13 protein-coding genes and 2 pseudogenes are annotated in these 16,686 nt (G+C 65.8%); 6 read left to right on the plus strand and 9 right to left on the minus strand.

What is annotated here, in order from left to right; genetic code table 11:
* The 7 genes and pseudogenes from Val02_RS41045 to Val02_RS41065 form a co-directional block, all read right to left on the minus strand.
* On the minus strand, nucleotides 1-271 hold a 271-nt coding region (locus tag Val02_RS41045), incomplete at its 3' end, for a recombinase family protein (RefSeq protein ID WP_203904759.1).
* Complete coding sequence (locus tag Val02_RS48460) at nucleotides 268-396, minus strand: hypothetical protein (protein ID WP_275415665.1); 129 nt, start codon at nucleotides 394-396, stop codon at nucleotides 268-270. The genes Val02_RS48460 and Val02_RS41045, both read right to left, overlap by 4 nt.
* A gap of 977 nt (nucleotides 397-1,373) precedes the next feature.
* A complete protein-coding gene (locus Val02_RS41050; RefSeq protein ID WP_239153720.1) occupies nucleotides 1,374-6,566 on the minus strand; it encodes an NACHT domain-containing protein in 5,193 nt (1,730 codons plus the stop codon).
* Between the two features lie 381 nt (nucleotides 6,567-6,947).
* Nucleotides 6,948-7,079, minus strand: a pseudogene (locus Val02_RS48780) (transposase); the annotation flags it as partial.
* A 411-nt stretch (nucleotides 7,080-7,490) separates the two neighbouring features.
* Nucleotides 7,491-7,772, minus strand: a complete 282-nt coding sequence (locus Val02_RS41055; RefSeq protein ID WP_203904761.1) for a hypothetical protein — start codon at nucleotides 7,770-7,772, stop codon at nucleotides 7,491-7,493.
* 1,005 nt (nucleotides 7,773-8,777) lie between these two features.
* The gene (locus Val02_RS41060; protein ID WP_203904762.1) at nucleotides 8,778-9,332 is read right to left on the minus strand and encodes an SDR family oxidoreductase; all 555 of its coding nucleotides are present in this window, start codon (nucleotides 9,330-9,332) and stop codon (nucleotides 8,778-8,780) included.
* Nucleotides 9,333-9,346: 14 nt separating this feature from the next.
* Nucleotides 9,347-9,724, minus strand: a complete 378-nt coding sequence (locus Val02_RS41065; RefSeq protein ID WP_203904763.1) for a VOC family protein — start codon at nucleotides 9,722-9,724, stop codon at nucleotides 9,347-9,349.
* On the opposite strand from Val02_RS41065, the gene Val02_RS41070 reads away from it, so the two are divergent.
* The gene (locus Val02_RS41070) at nucleotides 9,723-10,403 is read left to right on the plus strand and encodes a TetR/AcrR family transcriptional regulator (RefSeq protein WP_203904764.1); all 681 of its coding nucleotides are present in this window, start codon (nucleotides 9,723-9,725) and stop codon (nucleotides 10,401-10,403) included. The two genes, Val02_RS41065 and Val02_RS41070, sit on opposite strands and share 2 nt — an antisense overlap.
* Before the next feature lie 94 nt (nucleotides 10,404-10,497).
* On the opposite strand, the gene Val02_RS41075 is transcribed toward Val02_RS41070, so the two are convergent.
* Both Val02_RS41075 and Val02_RS41080 read right to left on the minus strand, forming a co-directional pair.
* Nucleotides 10,498-10,716: a DNA ligase-like domain-containing protein gene (locus Val02_RS41075; protein WP_203904765.1), complete on the minus strand. Its 219-nt coding sequence runs from the start codon at nucleotides 10,714-10,716 to the stop codon at nucleotides 10,498-10,500.
* 393 nt (nucleotides 10,717-11,109) lie between these two features.
* A complete protein-coding gene (locus tag Val02_RS41080) occupies nucleotides 11,110-11,697 on the minus strand; it encodes a hypothetical protein (protein WP_203904766.1) in 588 nt (195 codons plus the stop codon).
* Between the two features lie 263 nt (nucleotides 11,698-11,960).
* Here Val02_RS41080 and Val02_RS41085 point away from each other — a divergent pair.
* The 5 genes and pseudogenes from Val02_RS41085 to Val02_RS41105 all read left to right on the plus strand — a co-directional run.
* A pseudogene (locus Val02_RS41085) lies at nucleotides 11,961-12,179 on the plus strand (transposase); the annotation flags it as partial.
* A gap of 376 nt (nucleotides 12,180-12,555) precedes the next feature.
* On the plus strand, nucleotides 12,556-13,077 hold the full coding sequence (locus tag Val02_RS41090) for a SigE family RNA polymerase sigma factor (RefSeq protein ID WP_203904767.1): 522 nt from the start codon (nucleotides 12,556-12,558) through the stop codon (nucleotides 13,075-13,077).
* Nucleotides 13,078-13,085: 8 nt separating this feature from the next.
* Entirely contained in the window at nucleotides 13,086-14,363 is a 1,278-nt protein-coding gene (locus Val02_RS41095) for a hypothetical protein (protein ID WP_203904768.1), read from the plus strand.
* A gap of 528 nt (nucleotides 14,364-14,891) precedes the next feature.
* Nucleotides 14,892-15,062: a hypothetical protein gene (locus tag Val02_RS47910; protein ID WP_239153721.1), complete on the plus strand. Its 171-nt coding sequence runs from the start codon at nucleotides 14,892-14,894 to the stop codon at nucleotides 15,060-15,062.
* 78 nt (nucleotides 15,063-15,140) lie between these two features.
* The gene (locus Val02_RS41105) at nucleotides 15,141-16,685 is read left to right on the plus strand and encodes an ISL3 family transposase (RefSeq protein ID WP_203904770.1); all 1,545 of its coding nucleotides are present in this window, start codon (nucleotides 15,141-15,143) and stop codon (nucleotides 16,683-16,685) included.
* Nucleotide 16,686: the final 1 nt, after the last annotated feature.

Genomic DNA, 16,686 nt, shown 5'->3' on the forward strand with positions numbered 1-16,686 from the left:
GGTGCGGCTCACCGACCACGACGTCGGCGAAGCCGCGCTGCGGGTCGCGCAAGGCGGCGAGCAGCAGACTTGCTTGTGGGCGGCGTTGCCACGGCAGCGAACGGCTTTGCCCGACGTCGAAGAACTCGGCCACGATCCGGCCGTCGTGCGGCTGGATCAGGGCGGTGGCGCGGTTGAGCTGCCACCGCCGCGACGACTCCGGATCCTGATTGTCCTCAGTGGACACACGGCCGTAGAAGGAGAAGCTGGGACCTGTTGGCTGGTTGGTCATGCGGTGTCCTCATCAGAACGGCGCCGGTCGAGGGTGTGCGACGCCTCGATCAGCACGGCCAGCAACGCCCGCGCCGCACGTGGCCCGAGCTCCGGCGGTCCACTCGGCACGATCACGCGCGGCATCGACGTGACGGCCGTGTCGGATCGCGACGACGTTGTCGATGAACGCTCCACTCGCGGCTCAAGGTCAAGCCCATCAGCACGAGGCGACGCCTCCACCGCGTCGACGCGCGACGGAGCGCCGCGGTCTTCGTCTCCGGTCGGCCGGTCAGCCATACGTCGCCACCCCACCAGCGACATCGGTCGGACAACGCCCGCCGGCCTGGAACCGGGAACCGAGGACCGCCGAACTCGGATCGATCGCCGGACACGTGCCGACGTTACGGGTGGAACGACAAGGCAGAACAAGGAATTGGGTAGTCAAGATCTTCTCTTCTTCCGTTTCAGGAGTACACAAAGAAGGCCGGACCGCCCTCACGGGCGGTCCGGCCTAACGGTTTTTGAATTTATGGTCGCTCGCTCGCGGCAATCAGCGGACGATGCGGCTACGCATCAATGGCAGAGGAAACTGTATAAGCGGGGAACGCATTACCGACCCGAGTGGTATTTTCGTTGAGACCGGCCAGTGAACGACGCATGGCACACCGATCAAACATGTCGATGTTCCAAAAATCGCGGTCGCCAGCCGTCCGGTTCGACGGGCCCCACTCCCAACGCTGGCGTCTGATCCGTAGTCAGCTACTTTCACCCGTTGTGAGGAAGGCGCGGAAGTGGCTGCGAGCGTACTGTTTCGCGCCACTTCATGATGGTGAACACGGTTAGCGTATCCGCTGGTCTACGGCTTGGGCAACCGAAAGTCGCTCAAAGGTGCATTCCCCGGTTGGGTCAACGTGCTGGAGCGGTTCGGGTAGTGCTCGTAGATTGCGCTACGTCCGATCACATTCGGAGCACGCGCCGGCTGCCACGTGTGGCCTCACGTGTCGGCACCCCCGTGGCCCGACCCGCAGACAGGGGGCGAGTCCGCGCTGCTCCGCCTGGGCATCGGAGAGCGGGACCTGGCGAAACGAACCGGGGATCAGCCAGTCCCACATCCCGAGCGATTAGCCGTTCAGAAGATCTAGGACCGCGAGACGCAGCGGCCCTTCCCATTCGGTGAATGGATTGTCCACGACGATGTCCGGTGAGATGGACGTCAGAGTTTGCACCACAGCGGCGGCTTCGTGGTGTGGCAGCGCTCCCGCTTGCCGTAGGGCGAGGGCGAAGAGGTGGGCCCGTTGCCTCGGCGCCATGTCCGGCCACTGCAGGGCGATGGGATCCTCTTCGATCTTGAACAGAGGAGTTTGGTGCGCGATACCCATGGGTTCGCGCACGGCGGTCTTGAAAGCTTCGACTCCGATCGCGTCCCGGCGCAGGCGCCGCATCAGGGGGTTGAGCAGGGTGGGGAGGAGATGCGTCATTCTGGAATGGCGGAAGCGTTCATGGACACGGAGGAAAATCACAGGAAGGTCCTGCGAAGGAGCAAGCGCGAGCGCCAACGCCAACGTGTCGTCCCACTCTCGAGGCGCGCGGTGGGCCTCGTCGTCGTCCCTGAACCATGCTTCGAGGTCGCGGAACGCGGTGCCGGAAACCGCATCGTCCGGGAAGAGCTCCGCGTAGGCGGCGAGCTTGGCCCCGTTGTACCACCGAGCGCCGGATGAGTCGGTGTGCTCGTCGTCGGTGAGCACCGCCTTGAAGGTGTCGTCGGGCACGGCCCAACTGTCTCTGTCGAGCACTGCTTCATGCACCTGGTTCGCCCAGCTCTGCCTGGTGGCACCCAGCTTGCCGGCCAGGGCACGGAGAACGTTTTCGTCGCCGCGGTTCTCCTGCTTGGCCCAAAGCAGAAAGTTCGGGTCTTCACGGAGATTCGGATCAGTGTCGGCCTCGTGGCGCAGGATCTCGGCGATGACCGGGAACCGGGCAGCTGTCGTCGCCAAGGCCGCCATGACGTCGTGCCGGCTTTCCGCAACACTCCTGGGGCGGTCGCTGGGGCTTCGGTCGAGGCGTTGGTACAGGTCGTCGCCGAAGTGCTCGCGTAGAAGGTCCCAATGTTCGGCGATGAGGTCGACCAAGATCTGGTCGATGTCGCCTTCGGGGAGTTTGGTGAGCTTGACGGCGACCGGCCGGGACTCGCCGATCCACTCGGTGATGCCGTCGATGAGGGTGATGTCACCGAGCATCAGCATGCCGGTCCATGCCAGCTGCCGTAGGTCGTCGAGGTCGGGGCCGTAAGCGCAGAGGTTAGTTTTGATCTTCTGTACCAACCACTGCATGTGGTTGGTGGTCACGTCCGTGCCTGCCGTCTGGTCGTGCGCTTTCTGGTGGCGCTTGATCGCTTGCACCAGACCGATGAAGGCAATGCGGCGGACTTCGGAGTCGGGCTCCTTCTCCCACTCGGAGAGCATCTCGACGAGTTCGTCAAGGGTGAGCGCGCTGCGGGTCAGTTCGAACGTCAGCACTTCGCGTAGTTCCGGTTCCACGTGCCCGAGTTGGGCCCATACCTTGGCGCAGAGGTCCCGTGACCTTGCGTCGTCTCGGGTGCAGTAGCTGCGGAGAATGGCGACCGGGATGGTGTCCGGGATGCCGGAGGTGAGTGGTCGGATATCGGCGATGAGCTGTCCGGCGAAGTCCTGTACAGCGGGCTGGGACGGCCATGCTTTGATAGCAGCGTCCACATGCCAGGTCAGCGGGTGGGCTTCGCCAGCTGTGCACAAGGCGGCCAGTTCGGCCGGGTCGTAGTCGGCGATGACAGGCGGCGGTGCTCCGGAGCCGAGTTCATCCTCGGCCGCCGTCAGACGGATCCATGCCTCGGCGACGGCTGCGGCAACAACGACGCGTTCCTCGCGGCGTCCGTCCTCGGCCGAGTGGCGCAGCAGCGAGACGAGGACAGCGAATCCTTCTTCGGGACCGAGCACATCAACGGCGACGCCGGCCAGGGGCGCCGCCTGCTTGTAGGGGCCGCGCAGCCTACCGGTCAGCGCCTCGCGGACGGTCTGGTCGTCGCTGTACTTATCGGCCAGGACGCGGGCCGCCCCGTACGGGCGCAAACCATCCAAGCCTCGCAGCAGCACCTTCGTGGCCTGCTCGGGCGGAAGCGCGGTGGCCAAACCAGCGCTGCCGAAAGCGGCAAGTTTCGTCAGGTCTTCTTGGACGCGCAGACGTAGGGCTTGGGCGAGGACCGGGTCGTCACTCCACTGCTTGGGGATCGCGCCGAGGTTGTAGAGGATCAGGCTGTGCTCGTCCTCGCTGGCCAGCTGTTCGGCGACCCAGCCTTTGAAGCGGGCATCATCGGCGAAGACCGTGCAGGCCAGATGCCACGCCAGACCACGATCACCCCGGGTCCTCCCATTAGTTTTGAGGGTTTCCAGCGCGAAGTCGGCGGCCTCGGTGTTCCCAGCGGCGCAGGCGGCGACCAGATCCGCGACTGTCCAAGGCCCCGAACTGAAGTCCTCGTGGTAGAGCATGGAGAGCAGCCAGGCACGCTCCTCCGTCCGGAACGCGGAGCTGTCTCGTGGCTCAGCGGCCTTGAAGACCAAGTTCAGCGCCACCAGCCGCAGCGCAGTGGACGGTTGGTGGCGGCCCCACTCGATCAGGCGCTGGGTGTTCGGATCATCCGGCCATCCTTCGCCAAGAGCATGGATAGCTGCCGCCTGGGTGGACGAGCTGGGCCCGGTCTCGGTGAGTGCTACCAGCGGCGGGACGAGGTGTGGCTGCCCACCGAGTCGTCGAGCGAGAGCTCCAGCCGCGTTGAGTTTCACCTCGTCGCTGGGATGCCGTAAGCCCCAGAGAAGATGCTTGGCGGCTTCTTCGTCGGCGATGGGCAGATCGCGCAGCGCCCACATGGTCGCAGATGGCTCGGGACGCGGCGCGGTGAGCCACCGTTTCATGACAGGCAACAACTGGCTACTAACGACGGGGCTCGCGAGCGTTGCGACCAGCGCGGTGATCAGATTGACTCTGTGCCAGATAGAGGGATGATTCTCCACCCGCTCCACGAGGTCCTTGGTGTGGGCGGCCTGAACGCGGGGGGTGAGTCTGACGCCGGCGGCCAGCGCCTCGGCCAGCAGCTCGTATCCATCGAGGTCCGCCCAGACGTGATCATCGACGTTCAGTGCCGCCGCGAGCAAGGGTTCGGTGGTGTGCGGGCTGACCTGAGCGCTGAGCAGGGCGAGCAACACGTCGCGCCAGGCAGGATCGTGAACGAACCGCCGGATAGCGTCGAGCTGGTCGTCGGGCGTCAGCATCGCCAGGTGCTGGCCGGCCAGGTGGTCGAGTACGACGCGGTGCAGGAATCCGTAGGAGCCGGCGCCGTGCGAGACGATCAGGCCGAATTCTTCTTCGGCCATCGCGAGGACTGCGTCGGCCATTCGTCGGGCTTCGGCAGGCTGGTATCCGAGGACCTCGTCATCGACCATTGACTCGACGATGAGCTTCCGCATGTCCTGTTTTGTGGCGACGCCAGCTGCGTCCTTGAGGCGCAGCCGGTAGGCGACTGCGGCGAACAGTTTGCTGGCGTCGGTGGCGGGGAGCGGGCCGCCGCGAGCGTGCGAGGCCCGCTGTCGCATCTGGGGATGCTTCTCGATCAGCAGCTCGACGAGACGAGTATAGATCTTGAATCTTTCACGGGGTAACGGCTCGCCCTGCCAGGTCGTCGCGAGCAGCGTGAGGAACAGCGGCGACCGTGACAGCTGAGCGAGGTCGGCGGAAACTTCGAGCTGGGCTAGGAATGCCTCCACGCCGGCGCCCCCGTGCAGCCATGGCTCTAGGTCAACCTCAGAAGCTGTGCCTCGCTGCAGAACCCCCGCAGCGATACTGCGGCGTTGCCCATCGGTCAGCGGCGTGATCTGGGCGTGGGCCCACGGACGCTGCCAATTGAGCCGGTCGACGGCGTAGGGGCGGGTGGAGAGGACTGCGGCGGCGTTCGAGCGACCCAAGAACGCCTCGAGGACGCCGAGGGCACGTTCGGCTGAGCTGACATCGCTCCACTCATCGATGCCGTCGACGAACAGCATCAGCCGGTCGTCGTGCAGCGCCCGCTTGGCCAGCGGCCAGAGATCGGCGGCGCTTTGCGATGACAGCCACGCTTCGACGGCAGAGACCAGCGAATTCTCTGTCGAAGCGTCGAGGTGCCGGCACAGGAACCCGAAGGGAAGCCAGACGGGAAGGTCACCGCCGTGCTCGCGCTGCAGCGCAATCGACTGCGGCCGTTCGGCGAGCAGGTCGGCCGCCGCGAACCGCAGCAAGCTCGACTTGCCCACGCCAGGGCCGCCGATGACGAGCCGATACTTGCCTTCGGCCAGCCACTCGTCAGCCGGCACGGCACCCTGTGCACTCGGTCCGTCCGCCGTAGCAGCGATAAGCTGCTGGGCGGACCGGAACGACTGGCGGCGAGCGCCCAGGCGCGAGGAAACGTAGGTGAAGCCGTCCTCCGGATACTCCGATCCGATCGAACTTTCGGTGTTCGGCTGCTCAATGCCCACGACGCCGCGCTGTTGGGGCCGCGGGTCAACATTCACAACTACGAACTGCTGCTCGGCGACAGGGTCCTCTGTCTGCTGTATGCCGCCTTGGGCGGAGAACACCGCCTGATAGAGCTGCCGCAACCGCGTACGCAGCTCCCTGCTCTCCAACGCGGGCAGGTTATTCGCCAACGCCAGGGCTGCTTCAGGACCGCAGAAGGCCTCGACCCAGCTCCTCCCGAAGAAGTCATCGACGATGCGAGGATGGCCCTTTAGCAGCGCTGATACCTCCTGCACGCCCCAAGGGACGAAAGTCACCCCGAGCGCGGCCAGACGATCGCCTTGTGTCCGGAGCTCCTCGTCGAGTTTGGTGTCTTGCAGGTCGTATGAAGTCGCGTAGTAGAAGGTGCGGGTCCTGTCCGACCAGTCGCCCTTCAGGAAGTCGTCCACCGCCTTCTTGATCTTGGCGGCGGTCAGCGTCTGCACCCGACGCGACTGAAGCGCGATGTGGTCCCTGCCGGTGGCATCGGCAGCTGCCAGATCCAGGGGCAAGCGTGCATACGCGTCGATGCCCTGTTGCCCCTGACCGGGAGTACCGAACAACTTCGCGTATGTGACCGGCCGAACAGTCTGCAGAAGACGGAGGAATAGCTTCTCGGCGTCAGGCCAGGTCAACTGATGGAGAGGCAGTATTTGGAGGTTGGTCTCAACTGGCGGCTCAGGCAGCGGTCCGGCCGGCGCAGCCCAGAGGACCGCCTCGGCCTGATCAGGAACCTCGGACTCGCTTGCGATCTCCACCGTCGTACCTCCCCGACCGCCGACGCACTCAACTTTATGCACCCAGCGACGGGCTGGCAGGTACGACACCACCGAAGTGGCGTCGGCGGCCCAAGCTAGGCGGGGCGATACTGCCGCCGCAGGGCGGACCGATGGCCAGGTCTCCGGTCGGCGTTCGTCGACATCGTGTCGCCTGCGGCGGGCATCGCACCTGGTCTGATTCAATATTGCGGTGAGGTGGACGTGACCGTTCTGGATTGCGAAAGGTTCGACACCGCACTGCGGTCGGTCGCGGACGCGATCACTCGGCCGACATCGACGTTGCTGAACCTTCTTCGTCGCTTCGACCCAGCCTCCGCTGCTGGCCCTCGCCGCCCTCAGGATGTCGTTCGCCCGCCGCAGCTCGGCGTTCTCCGCCCGCAACCGCCGTAGTTCGTCCCGTTCGACAGTGGACAACTGGTCGGACCACTCGCCGCGGTCGACCTCGTCCTGACGGACCCAGTTCCGGAGAGCTTCCGGGTGCACACCAAGATCCCGCGCGACGCGCTACAGCGGCCGGTCGGACTCACGAGCGAGCCGCACCGCCCGATCACGGAGTTCCTGCGGGTACTTCCTCGGAGCAGCCATCGACTGTTCTCCCTTCCACCAAAAAGATCATCCTGGTATCAGGGCCTCCATTGCTCCCGGGGTGGCTCAAACCTTCACATGACGCATTAACAGTGCGCTGCCCCTAGAGCGCACGCTCACGGTGATACCGACGCCCCACCGGGAGCGAGACCGCGGCCTGGACATCCGACGTAACGCAGGGCCCAGGGTCTCGTCGACCATTTGGACGCCGAGGTCGCCGGCGGCCCGCAGCGCACGTTCGCGCTGCTGTTTGGTCATGAACTCGCTGTGCTCCTTGTGGTGGCCGCAGTAAACGCACCACAAGGCGACGTTGTCGGGCTACTGCCGGCCGAAGAAGCCGTCGCCGTCGGTCGGGATGCTGACCTGCATCCTGATCGCCTCGCCGCGCCGACTGACGATGCGCGCGCCGTCGGGCATCCGGTACCCGCCGCTGTTGGTCCACACGACCGTCTGGTACGTCCAGCCTGGCGTGGAATGCGGCCGTCGCACCAGCCAACGCGGCGGATGTGCGTCGTCGGAATGCCAGAACTGCACGAGCCACCGGTCGCTGCCATCATCGCCTGACCGGCGATACACCCATTGCGGGTTATTGATCCACATCGGAGTGCGCTACCTTCTGGCGATGACTAATCCAGATCTACCGCACAATCGCCCGAATGCGGGGATATCCTGGCAATGGGCGGTCGAAGCGGGCCTTGGTGCTGGCGCTGTAGCGTTTCTTTACTGGTGCCTCCAGGCGGGATTCTATGGGGCGTTTGCTATCACGCCGGCGATGGCCGGATTGGACGCCGCATCTCCCACAGAGATTGCTGTCGGGTTTGCTCATGTCGGCGCCGTGTTCAGCCTTCTATTGCTGTTGTCGTTAGGCCTATTGTGGATAATTCAACTGATTCGTCGAGGCGTCGTGCGGGCGTGGCGAAACCTTCGCGGGGTGCAACCTGCGCATCTGCCTTCATCTAATCCTGCCCATGGTTCGCTGTTACGATCGCGAGCGATACCTATCATTGTCGGCGCCGTGCTCATTGTCGGACTGGGCGGGCAGGCTGTCTGGGATCATCGCATCACAACACGAACCTGGTATCCCGTAGTTGGCGTTCTCGTTGGTACTGCATTGACGCTCACGGCGGGTCGCGCTACTGCTAGCCGCGCCGCAGCGACAGACTCATCTTCCAAAGGTGAGCCCACCATTGGGTGGGCATTTGCAGTTCTCGTCCTAGCCGTTGCTGGATTCACTCTCAACACTTGGGGATACAATCTAGGCATAGCGTTTCGTTCCAACAACCCAAGCCACCTAACCTTTCTTGCAGGCCATACGCCCCCGTGCGCCGACGTAACGTGGCTTGATCCAGAGGCCATACCTGACGGATTCGCCGTAAACGAGGTGTACCTGCTGATAGTGCTCGCCAACAGGAACGACGAATACCTATTTTATGAGCGTGGCGGCGACGCGGACTGCGGCGGCGGCCGGTGTGTGGGCTATGCCGACACCGAAACCCCACCTCGTCAGGAGTGTATGAATCGAGCCATGGACCGCGTTTACAAAGCCGCTGCGGATAAGGTGACTGTGGTGCGGCACCCAAAGGACTAGCTCGTCGTCGCTGCGCTTCATCGCGAAACGGGTCTGATTCGCCAGCGGCAAGCGTTGGTGCAGTTGAGCTGGGCGCGCAGGCTTTCGGTGAAGGAGTGGATCGCTGCTTTGGTGGCACTGTAGGTCGGTGTCATCGGTAGCGGTACGTACGCCAGGCCGGATGACACGGTGATGACGGTGGCGTGTTCCTGGCGTAGCAGGGCTGGCAGGTAGGCGGCGATCAGGCGTAGCGGTCCGAGCAGGTTGGTGGTCACCGTGCTTTCGGCGGTGGTCAGGAACGCGGGGTCGAGTAGATTTTCGGGCTGCATGATGCCGGCCATGGCGACCAGGCCGTTGAGGTTGGGGTGCCGGTCGAGCACTTCGTCGGCTGCGGCAGCGGTGGAGGCCGGGTCGGCCGTGTCGATGATTACGGTGTCGATGTCCGGGTGCTTGGCGCGGATGCCGGCGAGCCGGTCGGCACGCCTGCCGCCGACGATGACGGTGTTGCCCCGTTGCCGGAGTCGCAGGGCGAGGCCGAGTCCGATGCCGGAGGTGGCGCCAGCGATGAATATGGTGTTGCCGCTGATTTTCATCGGCCTGGTGCCGTTCAGTGGCCGGTGGAGTAGAGGTTGATGAGGTTGCCGTCGGGGTCGCGGAAGAGCATTGACCGGTAGCCCCACGGCTGGGTGGTGGGTTCCTGAACCCAGTCGATGACCTGGTTGCCCAGGCGGGCGCGTTCGGCGTCCACGTCGTCGACCTCGAATTCGAGGATCGCGGATCGATTGGCGGCGGCCTCGGCGGCGTTGTTGTTGTAACGCTCGACCGCGGCGCTGGTGGCCAGCGCGATGATGCTGCCCTTGGTGTGCAGTTCGGCGTAGTCGCCGGGCCCGAAGGGGGTCACCGGTTCGGTGTTGGTGAGGGCGGAGTAGAAAGCGGTTAGTGCGGGCAGGTCATCGGTGATGAGGCGTACTGAGGCGAGCTTCATGGCATTCTCCCAGCGTGTCGACGGGCCGGACCGTCCGGCCCCCGGAAACAGTACGGTACAGTACCGTACTGTTTCTGCGAAGAAGAGATACGGAGATCACAGCGTGGCCCGATCCGGGGACTCCATCGACGTCCGCGTCCAGCGGTCCAAAGCGGCGGTGCTCGCCCAGACGTACGAGTTGCTGTCGGCGGGTGGCATCGGCGGGGTCAGCATCGACGAGGTGTCGCGACGTTCGGGCGTGTCCAAGACCACGATCTACCGCCACTGGCCGTCGCGGGCCGCGCTGCTGGTCGAGGCATGTTCGACTATCGGGTCGGCGCCCCCGGTTCCCGATACGGGCAGCTTCGGCGGGGATCTTGCCGCTTTGACCGAGGAGTTGGCCGAGCAGCTGCGAAGTGCCCGGTGGGCGGCGGTTCTTCCGTCCATCGTGGATGCTGCGGAGCGGGAACCCGAGTTGGCCGGCCTTCATGCGGATCTGCATGCCCGGTTGATGGCTCCGTTCGGTGTGGTGACCGAACGCGCGCGTGCCAGGGGTGAGCTTGCCGCGGATCGTAGGCAGGACGACGTCAGCGCCGCCGTCGCCGGTCCGCTGTTCTACCGTCGCTGGTATTCCCGGGAGCCTCTCGACTCTGCTTTCGTCCGACGTGTCGTCGAGGACGCCCTTGTCCGACTTCGATGAGGTGACCGCTGGGAGTTGCGCGGGTAGCAGCGCGCCCTGCAGTCCCTTCGGGCGAGCGACAGCAAGCGCAACGGCTACAAACCCGGGGAGGCGGTCAGCCCAGGCATGCCGCACCCAAGATCATGATTGTGCGGAGAAGCATCCGATCTTGCAACAGCGTGAACGACGGGCGGCCGCCGGCGTCCAGCGCGACGAGTTCGCCGTCGAGTACGGCCTTGCGGCCCTGCACCCGGCCGGGCAGGTCAGCTAGCTTGACGCCACCCGTCGCCTTTGAACCCAGATTTAAATAGAACGTATGTACGATCCATTCCATGACCGGTTGGCGGCAACGCTTCTTTCTCCGAAGGACGCTGAGCCATCCGGACGGTCGGGAGATCGTGGTGTACGAGGACACGGGCCAAGGCGTGTGGATCGTGGAGGCGCGGCCGACGGACAGGTCCGCGCACCGGACGCGTTGGACGGCCGGCTCTGAGTCGGGGGCGGTGCGGTGCGTCGCCTGGCTGTGTCGGGGCGATCCGCAGTGGCGCGAGGGCCGGGACGGGTTGTGGGGTCAGGGCCGGCGTCGGCCTTGAATGCGAGGTCCGGTTGGACGACCGACGCCAGCCTCGTTCAGTGTATGAGCGCCGGGGTTTCTCCTGGCCTCGTGCCTGCATGACACAGCGTCCCAGCTTTGGCCCGTTGCCGCGGCCGGTCTGCGAGGTGCCGGTCAAGCGTGACCGGTTCGTCCGTAGGGCCACGGTGGGGTCTTGTAGAACTCGGCCGTGATGGGTGGCTGTTTGCCTGCGACGGTCCGTGTGATCGCGGAGACGATCATGGCACGTGCGCGGGGATGGACTCGTTCGCCGAGAGTGCCGATCCCGATGGGGGTGCCGGTGGCGAGGGAGTACACAGCGCGGAGGACAGCCACCTCGGTGCGGTCCTCTTCGGCGGCGGTGATGGTGGGTGTCGGTTTGGATAGGTAGGTCCATTCGTCGAGGTATGGCCACATCCGCATCGGCGGGTTGAGGAATCGCATAGCGTGGAGCAGCTCGGTGGTGACGCCGAGTGCGTGCGCGACAGTCTTCCAGTGGACGAAGACGGTCAGGTCGCCGTCGGCGTTCCACAGCCCTTTGAGCGTGCGGCGAAGGCGCGTATCGGACAGCCAAGTGCCGTGCGCGATCAGCAGCTCGATGGCCTCGTCGTCTCGTCCGCGGACCTCGGCGCGCAGCGCAGCGGCGAGTTGTCGGGTACTCAGTCGCGGGATCAGCGGGGCGGATTGCTCATACATGTGCCGGCGCAGCGCAGGCCACGCCATCTGCTCCGCGGGTGCCGTCCCAGCGGCTCCGCAGCTGCAGCTCCACGTCTCGGGTCTGGCCCGCATGTCCCATTCCCAGCGGTGGGCAGGGGCGGCCAACTACTAACACGGGCTCGCAGCCCATCGAGCAAGAACGGCCTGCCCATACGTGTTCCCCGAAGGCCCCTGTTCCGGACGGTCACACCGTATGCCCAACATCAACTCGACGCCAACGCTGAGCCAGCGAAACACCACGCGGGCCTCCAAGCCCTTTCATACCGGGTACGAACGCGATCGAGTCCGTGAACGCCCGGATCCGCCGCGCTGTCCGGGCCCGAGGCCACTTCCCGAACGAAGCAGCCGCGCTGAAATGCGTCTACCTCGCCATCATGAGCCTCGACCCGACCGGCCAAGGACGACGCCGCTGGACCATGCGCTGGAAACCAGCGCTGAACGCCTTCGAGATGACCTTCGAAGGCCGACTCACTGCGACCCCCAAGTAGTTCTCAACGACCCGAGTTACACCGTTCGATTGACAGACCCGTCGAGAGCGACGATGCGGAGGTCTGTGTGGTATCCGCTCGGCTTCGTGCGCCGCCTCCCAGGTCATGGAGACTGCCTTGGTGGATCTTTGATAGACGTCCGTCCGCCGGTTCATCCGGTGCTGGGCGTAGAGCATCGGTAGGCCGACCAGCGCACCGGCGACAGAGCTGGATATCGCGCCGACGAGTACTTCCGTCATGGCGATACTCGTCTTCTATCAGGACGTCGGATGCGGGGCCATCACCGATTGCGGCGCGATCGGAGGCTGCGGGCCGAATGTCGCTTGCAGCAGAACCGCCAGGTGGCGCGTCCTTGGTTAGGACGAGAGGACAGTGTATGTCTGGCACGGATCCCGCGTTCGTGAAGTTCGTGCAGGAACGGTCGGCGGCGTTGCTGCGCTACGGCTATGTGTTGACGGGAGATCCGCACGATGCGGCCGACCTGACCCAGGAAGCGCTGTCACGGCTCGGGTCCAGTTGGTCGCGGGTACGCAGTCAGGACGACCCCGAGGGTTACGTACGTACGGTAATGGCGCGGCTGCACATCAGTTGGTGGCGGCGACGCAGACGAGAACGGTCGTTCGGCTCGGTACCCGAACAGGCCTACACCGACGTCGGGTTCGCTCGTACCGAAGCGGCCGCCGGCCTGTGGCGGGCCTTGGCCGGGCTGCCCCCACGACAGCGGGCGGTGCTGGTGCTGCGCTACTACGAGAGCCTCGCCGACCAGGAGATCGCGACCCTGCTGAACATCTCCAGCACGACGGTGCGCAGCCAGGCGGCCCGTGGACTGGCGAAACTCCGCGAGCGGTGGGCGCACGAGCGCACCAACGTGTCGACCACGATCGGAAGGCCGAGATGAACAATCTGATGGAAGACACTCTGGTCGAACTGCTGTCGGACTCGGAGACCGGTGCGCCGCAACCCGGTGCGGACTTCGTGGCCACGGTGCAGCGGCGGTGTCGCCGCCGGCAACGACGCAAGGCCGGCCTCGTCATGAGCGCCGTGGTGTTGGTGATGTCCGCATCGGTCTTCGCGTTCTGGCCCGATGCGCCCGGCACGAGGGTGACGGAGCCGAACGGCGCCTGGAACGGCAAGGTGCCCGACTTCGCCGCGGCGAGATCCCCGCAGGAGGTCTGGCCGAAAGCGGTCCAACGGCTACCGGCAAAGCTGCCCGACGGCACCAGGTATCGGGTCGTGACCGTGCTCGGCGATCAGCGGTACCTCGTCATGCGGGATGGCCCGAACTACAACGGCACGAAGGCGCCTGAGGTCTTCGACGTTCGGACCGGAACGACCACCCCGCTGGGCAGGCCGGACCTGTACGAGGACGCGCGAACGTACTCCGTTCTCGAGGTCGCCGCCGTGGGCGAGAGGGCCATCTGGATGACGGTCATCCTGCGCCCCTCCGGCCAATCCACCGAACTGTGGTCGGCCGCACTGGACGGGGCGGACGGCCCGCAACGCGTCACCGTGATGTCGACGAGGCTGCCGCCCGATGACCTGAAAACCTGGGAGCCCACCGTCGACATCGGCCGGTTCGGGCTCGGCGGGGGGATGGTCTACTGGCAACAGATCACGGGCGACAAGGGCGAACAGCCGCGCTGGTACCGCATTCCGGTCTCGGGCGGCCACATCGAGGTCGTCGACGGCAGTGACCGGTTCTCGGAGGCCTTTCCTTCCCCCTGGCTGCAGAAGTGGGACTCCGGCGCCTCGGGGGGAGTCGGGCAACTGTGGAATCCGGCCACCGGAGCGAGGGTGGACCTCCGCGCACCCAAGTACGAGCACGTCTACTGCGATCCGTTCGCATGCAGCGGGGGCACCGACGAACACCGGCTGTTCGTGTCCCGGCACGACGGGACCGGACTGAAGGTGCTGCCCGGCGCGGACAGCCGCGAGGTCCTGCTCGTCCCTGCCGTCGAGGGCCGGTTCGCGTTGCTGATGCTCCACACCGACGACGGCTACCGACTGGTCCTGTGGGACCGGGTGGGCAACACGGCTGCGGTGATCGCGGGTCCCGGCGGTGCTCGTGGGGCGCCGCAACGCAATCCCTATGACGACATCGGCATGGGCTTCAACAACGACGCGGTGAGTTGGCCCGGCGCCCAGGACGAGATGCTGCTGTTGGACCTGACGGCGATCGGCTGAGAAGTGACGCCGTGGACCCGGTTCCGGGCCGGGTCCAAGGCGCTCAGTGTCGCTGCGCCGCAGCAGGCCGATGCCGCGGCGCCGAGGCTGAGCAAGCTCATCGGTCGTCGTCGGGCTGGCGGTGGGCTCCCGCGCCGACACTGCCGCAACCGGCGAAGCCGACGGAAGGCGTCGCCGGCCAGCCCGGTTCGCCGACTTCAGCGTAACGATGTAGGCGTCCTTGATGGCACCCGCTGCGTTCGCGATCGTGCCCTCGGCCGGGGCGGCCTGCGCGGAACCAGCACCGATGAACAGGGGGGCGATGGCGCCGGCACCGGCGACGATGACGAACTTGGCGGCGAAGGAAGCAGCACGGTAAAGCGTGGCGAGAAGACTGCAGGCGGGGTGGAGCGCGGCCGGGACCGAGACGGGTGCCGGCCGGGTGCCTCAACCCGGAACCCGCCGAAACCCGCGCTGACCTGCAAAACGCGATGGTCGCCGAGACGGCGCGAACGCCAGGTCGGCTTCCACGTCCTGCCGCGTCGCAGGGTGGCCGAGCGCACCATCGCCTGGATCAACCGCTGCCGGCGCACCGTCCGCGACTACGAAGCCCTGCCCGAGCATCACGCCGCCATGGTCCAGTGGGCCATGGTCACCATCATGACCCGACGCCTTGCACGCCACCGAACGCGCCAGCACCACACCTGGGTTTGTTCGTGAGTTCCGGGTTCTGGCGAGAACTGTGTGATCGGTGGCGGCCGATGGGTCGTTGTTTGCCGGTGTGATGCCATCAAGAAGTTGCTGCCTCATCTGGCCGGGGTCGAGATCGACGAGGTGGTCCGCTCTGGTTCTGAGTTGGTCGTTGTGGCGCGGGTTCGTGCTGTCGAAAGCCGCTGTCCGACGTGTTCGATGCCCTCGTCGAGGGTCCATGCCCGCTATCGCCGCCAACTGGCTGACGCGCCGGTCGCGGGTCGATTGACCCGGCTGTGGCTGCGGGTGCGTCGCTTCGTCTGCCAGAACGTGGCCTGTTCCGCCAAGACGTTCGTGGAGCAGGTCGAAGGGCTGACCCGTCGCTGGGCGCGCACCAGCGAGACGTTGCGGCGGATGCTGACCGCCATCGGTCTCGCCCTGGCCGGACGAGCCGGAGCGCGTCTGGCTGCAGCATTGGGAATGCCGGCGAGCCGAGATCGCCTGATCAGGCTCGTGCGAGCCCTGCCCGACCCGCCGATCGTGCCGGTCACGGTCCTGGGAGTGGACGACTTCGCTGTCAGACGCGGCCACTACTACGGCACGGTCCTGATCGACTGCGAGACCCGCCGGGTCGTGGACATGCTGCCCGGACGCGACGCCGCACCCCTCGCTGCCTGGCTCGACGGGCATCCAGCGCCGAAGGTCATCTGCCGCGACCGAGCGAGTTCCTATGCCGAGGCCGCCTGCACCGGCGCTCCCGATGCGGTCCAGGTCGCCGACCGATTCCATCTCTGGCAGAACCTGGCCGTCGCGGTCGAACGCTGCACCACTCAACACAAGAGCTGCCTTGACGAGCCCGCCGCGAACGCCGGGACACCCGCACCGGCCGGGGAAGCGGCCGAGCCGACCGGGGCGATGGCCGAACGCCGCCGCGCGAACCACGCCCTCGTGCACGAACTCGTCGCCCAAGGCGCCGGGTTCCGGCAGATCGCCCGGCATCTCGGCTGGAACCACCGCACCGTCTCCCAATACGCCCGCGCAGCGACGTGGCAGGAACTGATGGTCGAACAGAAACGCCGGCCGAGCCTCGTGGATCCGTTCAAGCCCTACCTAATCCGGCGAATCGGTGAGGGCTGCCTCAACGCCACCGTGCTGCGTCGGGAGATCACCGCCCAAGGCTTCGCCGGCAGCTACGGAATCGTCCGCAAGTTCGTCGAGCAGTACCGCACCAGACCCGAACTGGCATCAACGATCCGGCCACCAACGGTGCGGCAGGTGACCGGCTGGATCTGCCGCCATCCCGACAACCTCGGCGACCGTGACACCCAGCGGCTGCAAGGGATCCTCGACCGCTGCCCCGCGTTGCGCACAGCCGCGGAACTGGTCCGCGCGTTCGCCGACATGATGACCCACCTTCGCGGCGAACGGCTCGCTGCGTGGATCGACACCGCGCAACAAGCTGCCCTGCCTGGCCTCGCCAGATTCGCGACCGGTCTGACCGCTGACCTCGACGCGGTCACCGCCGGCCTGACGCTGCACCACAGCTCCGGCCCCGTCGAGGGCAACATCAACCGCATCAAGATGTTGAAACGACAGATGTACGGGCGCGCGGGCCTCGACCTGCTTCGTAAACGCACCCTGCTCGCACGTTGAT

This window comes from Virgisporangium aliadipatigenens (assembly GCF_016863615.1).
In the GTDB taxonomy this organism is placed as follows: domain Bacteria; phylum Actinomycetota; class Actinomycetes; order Mycobacteriales; family Micromonosporaceae; genus Virgisporangium; species Virgisporangium aliadipatigenens.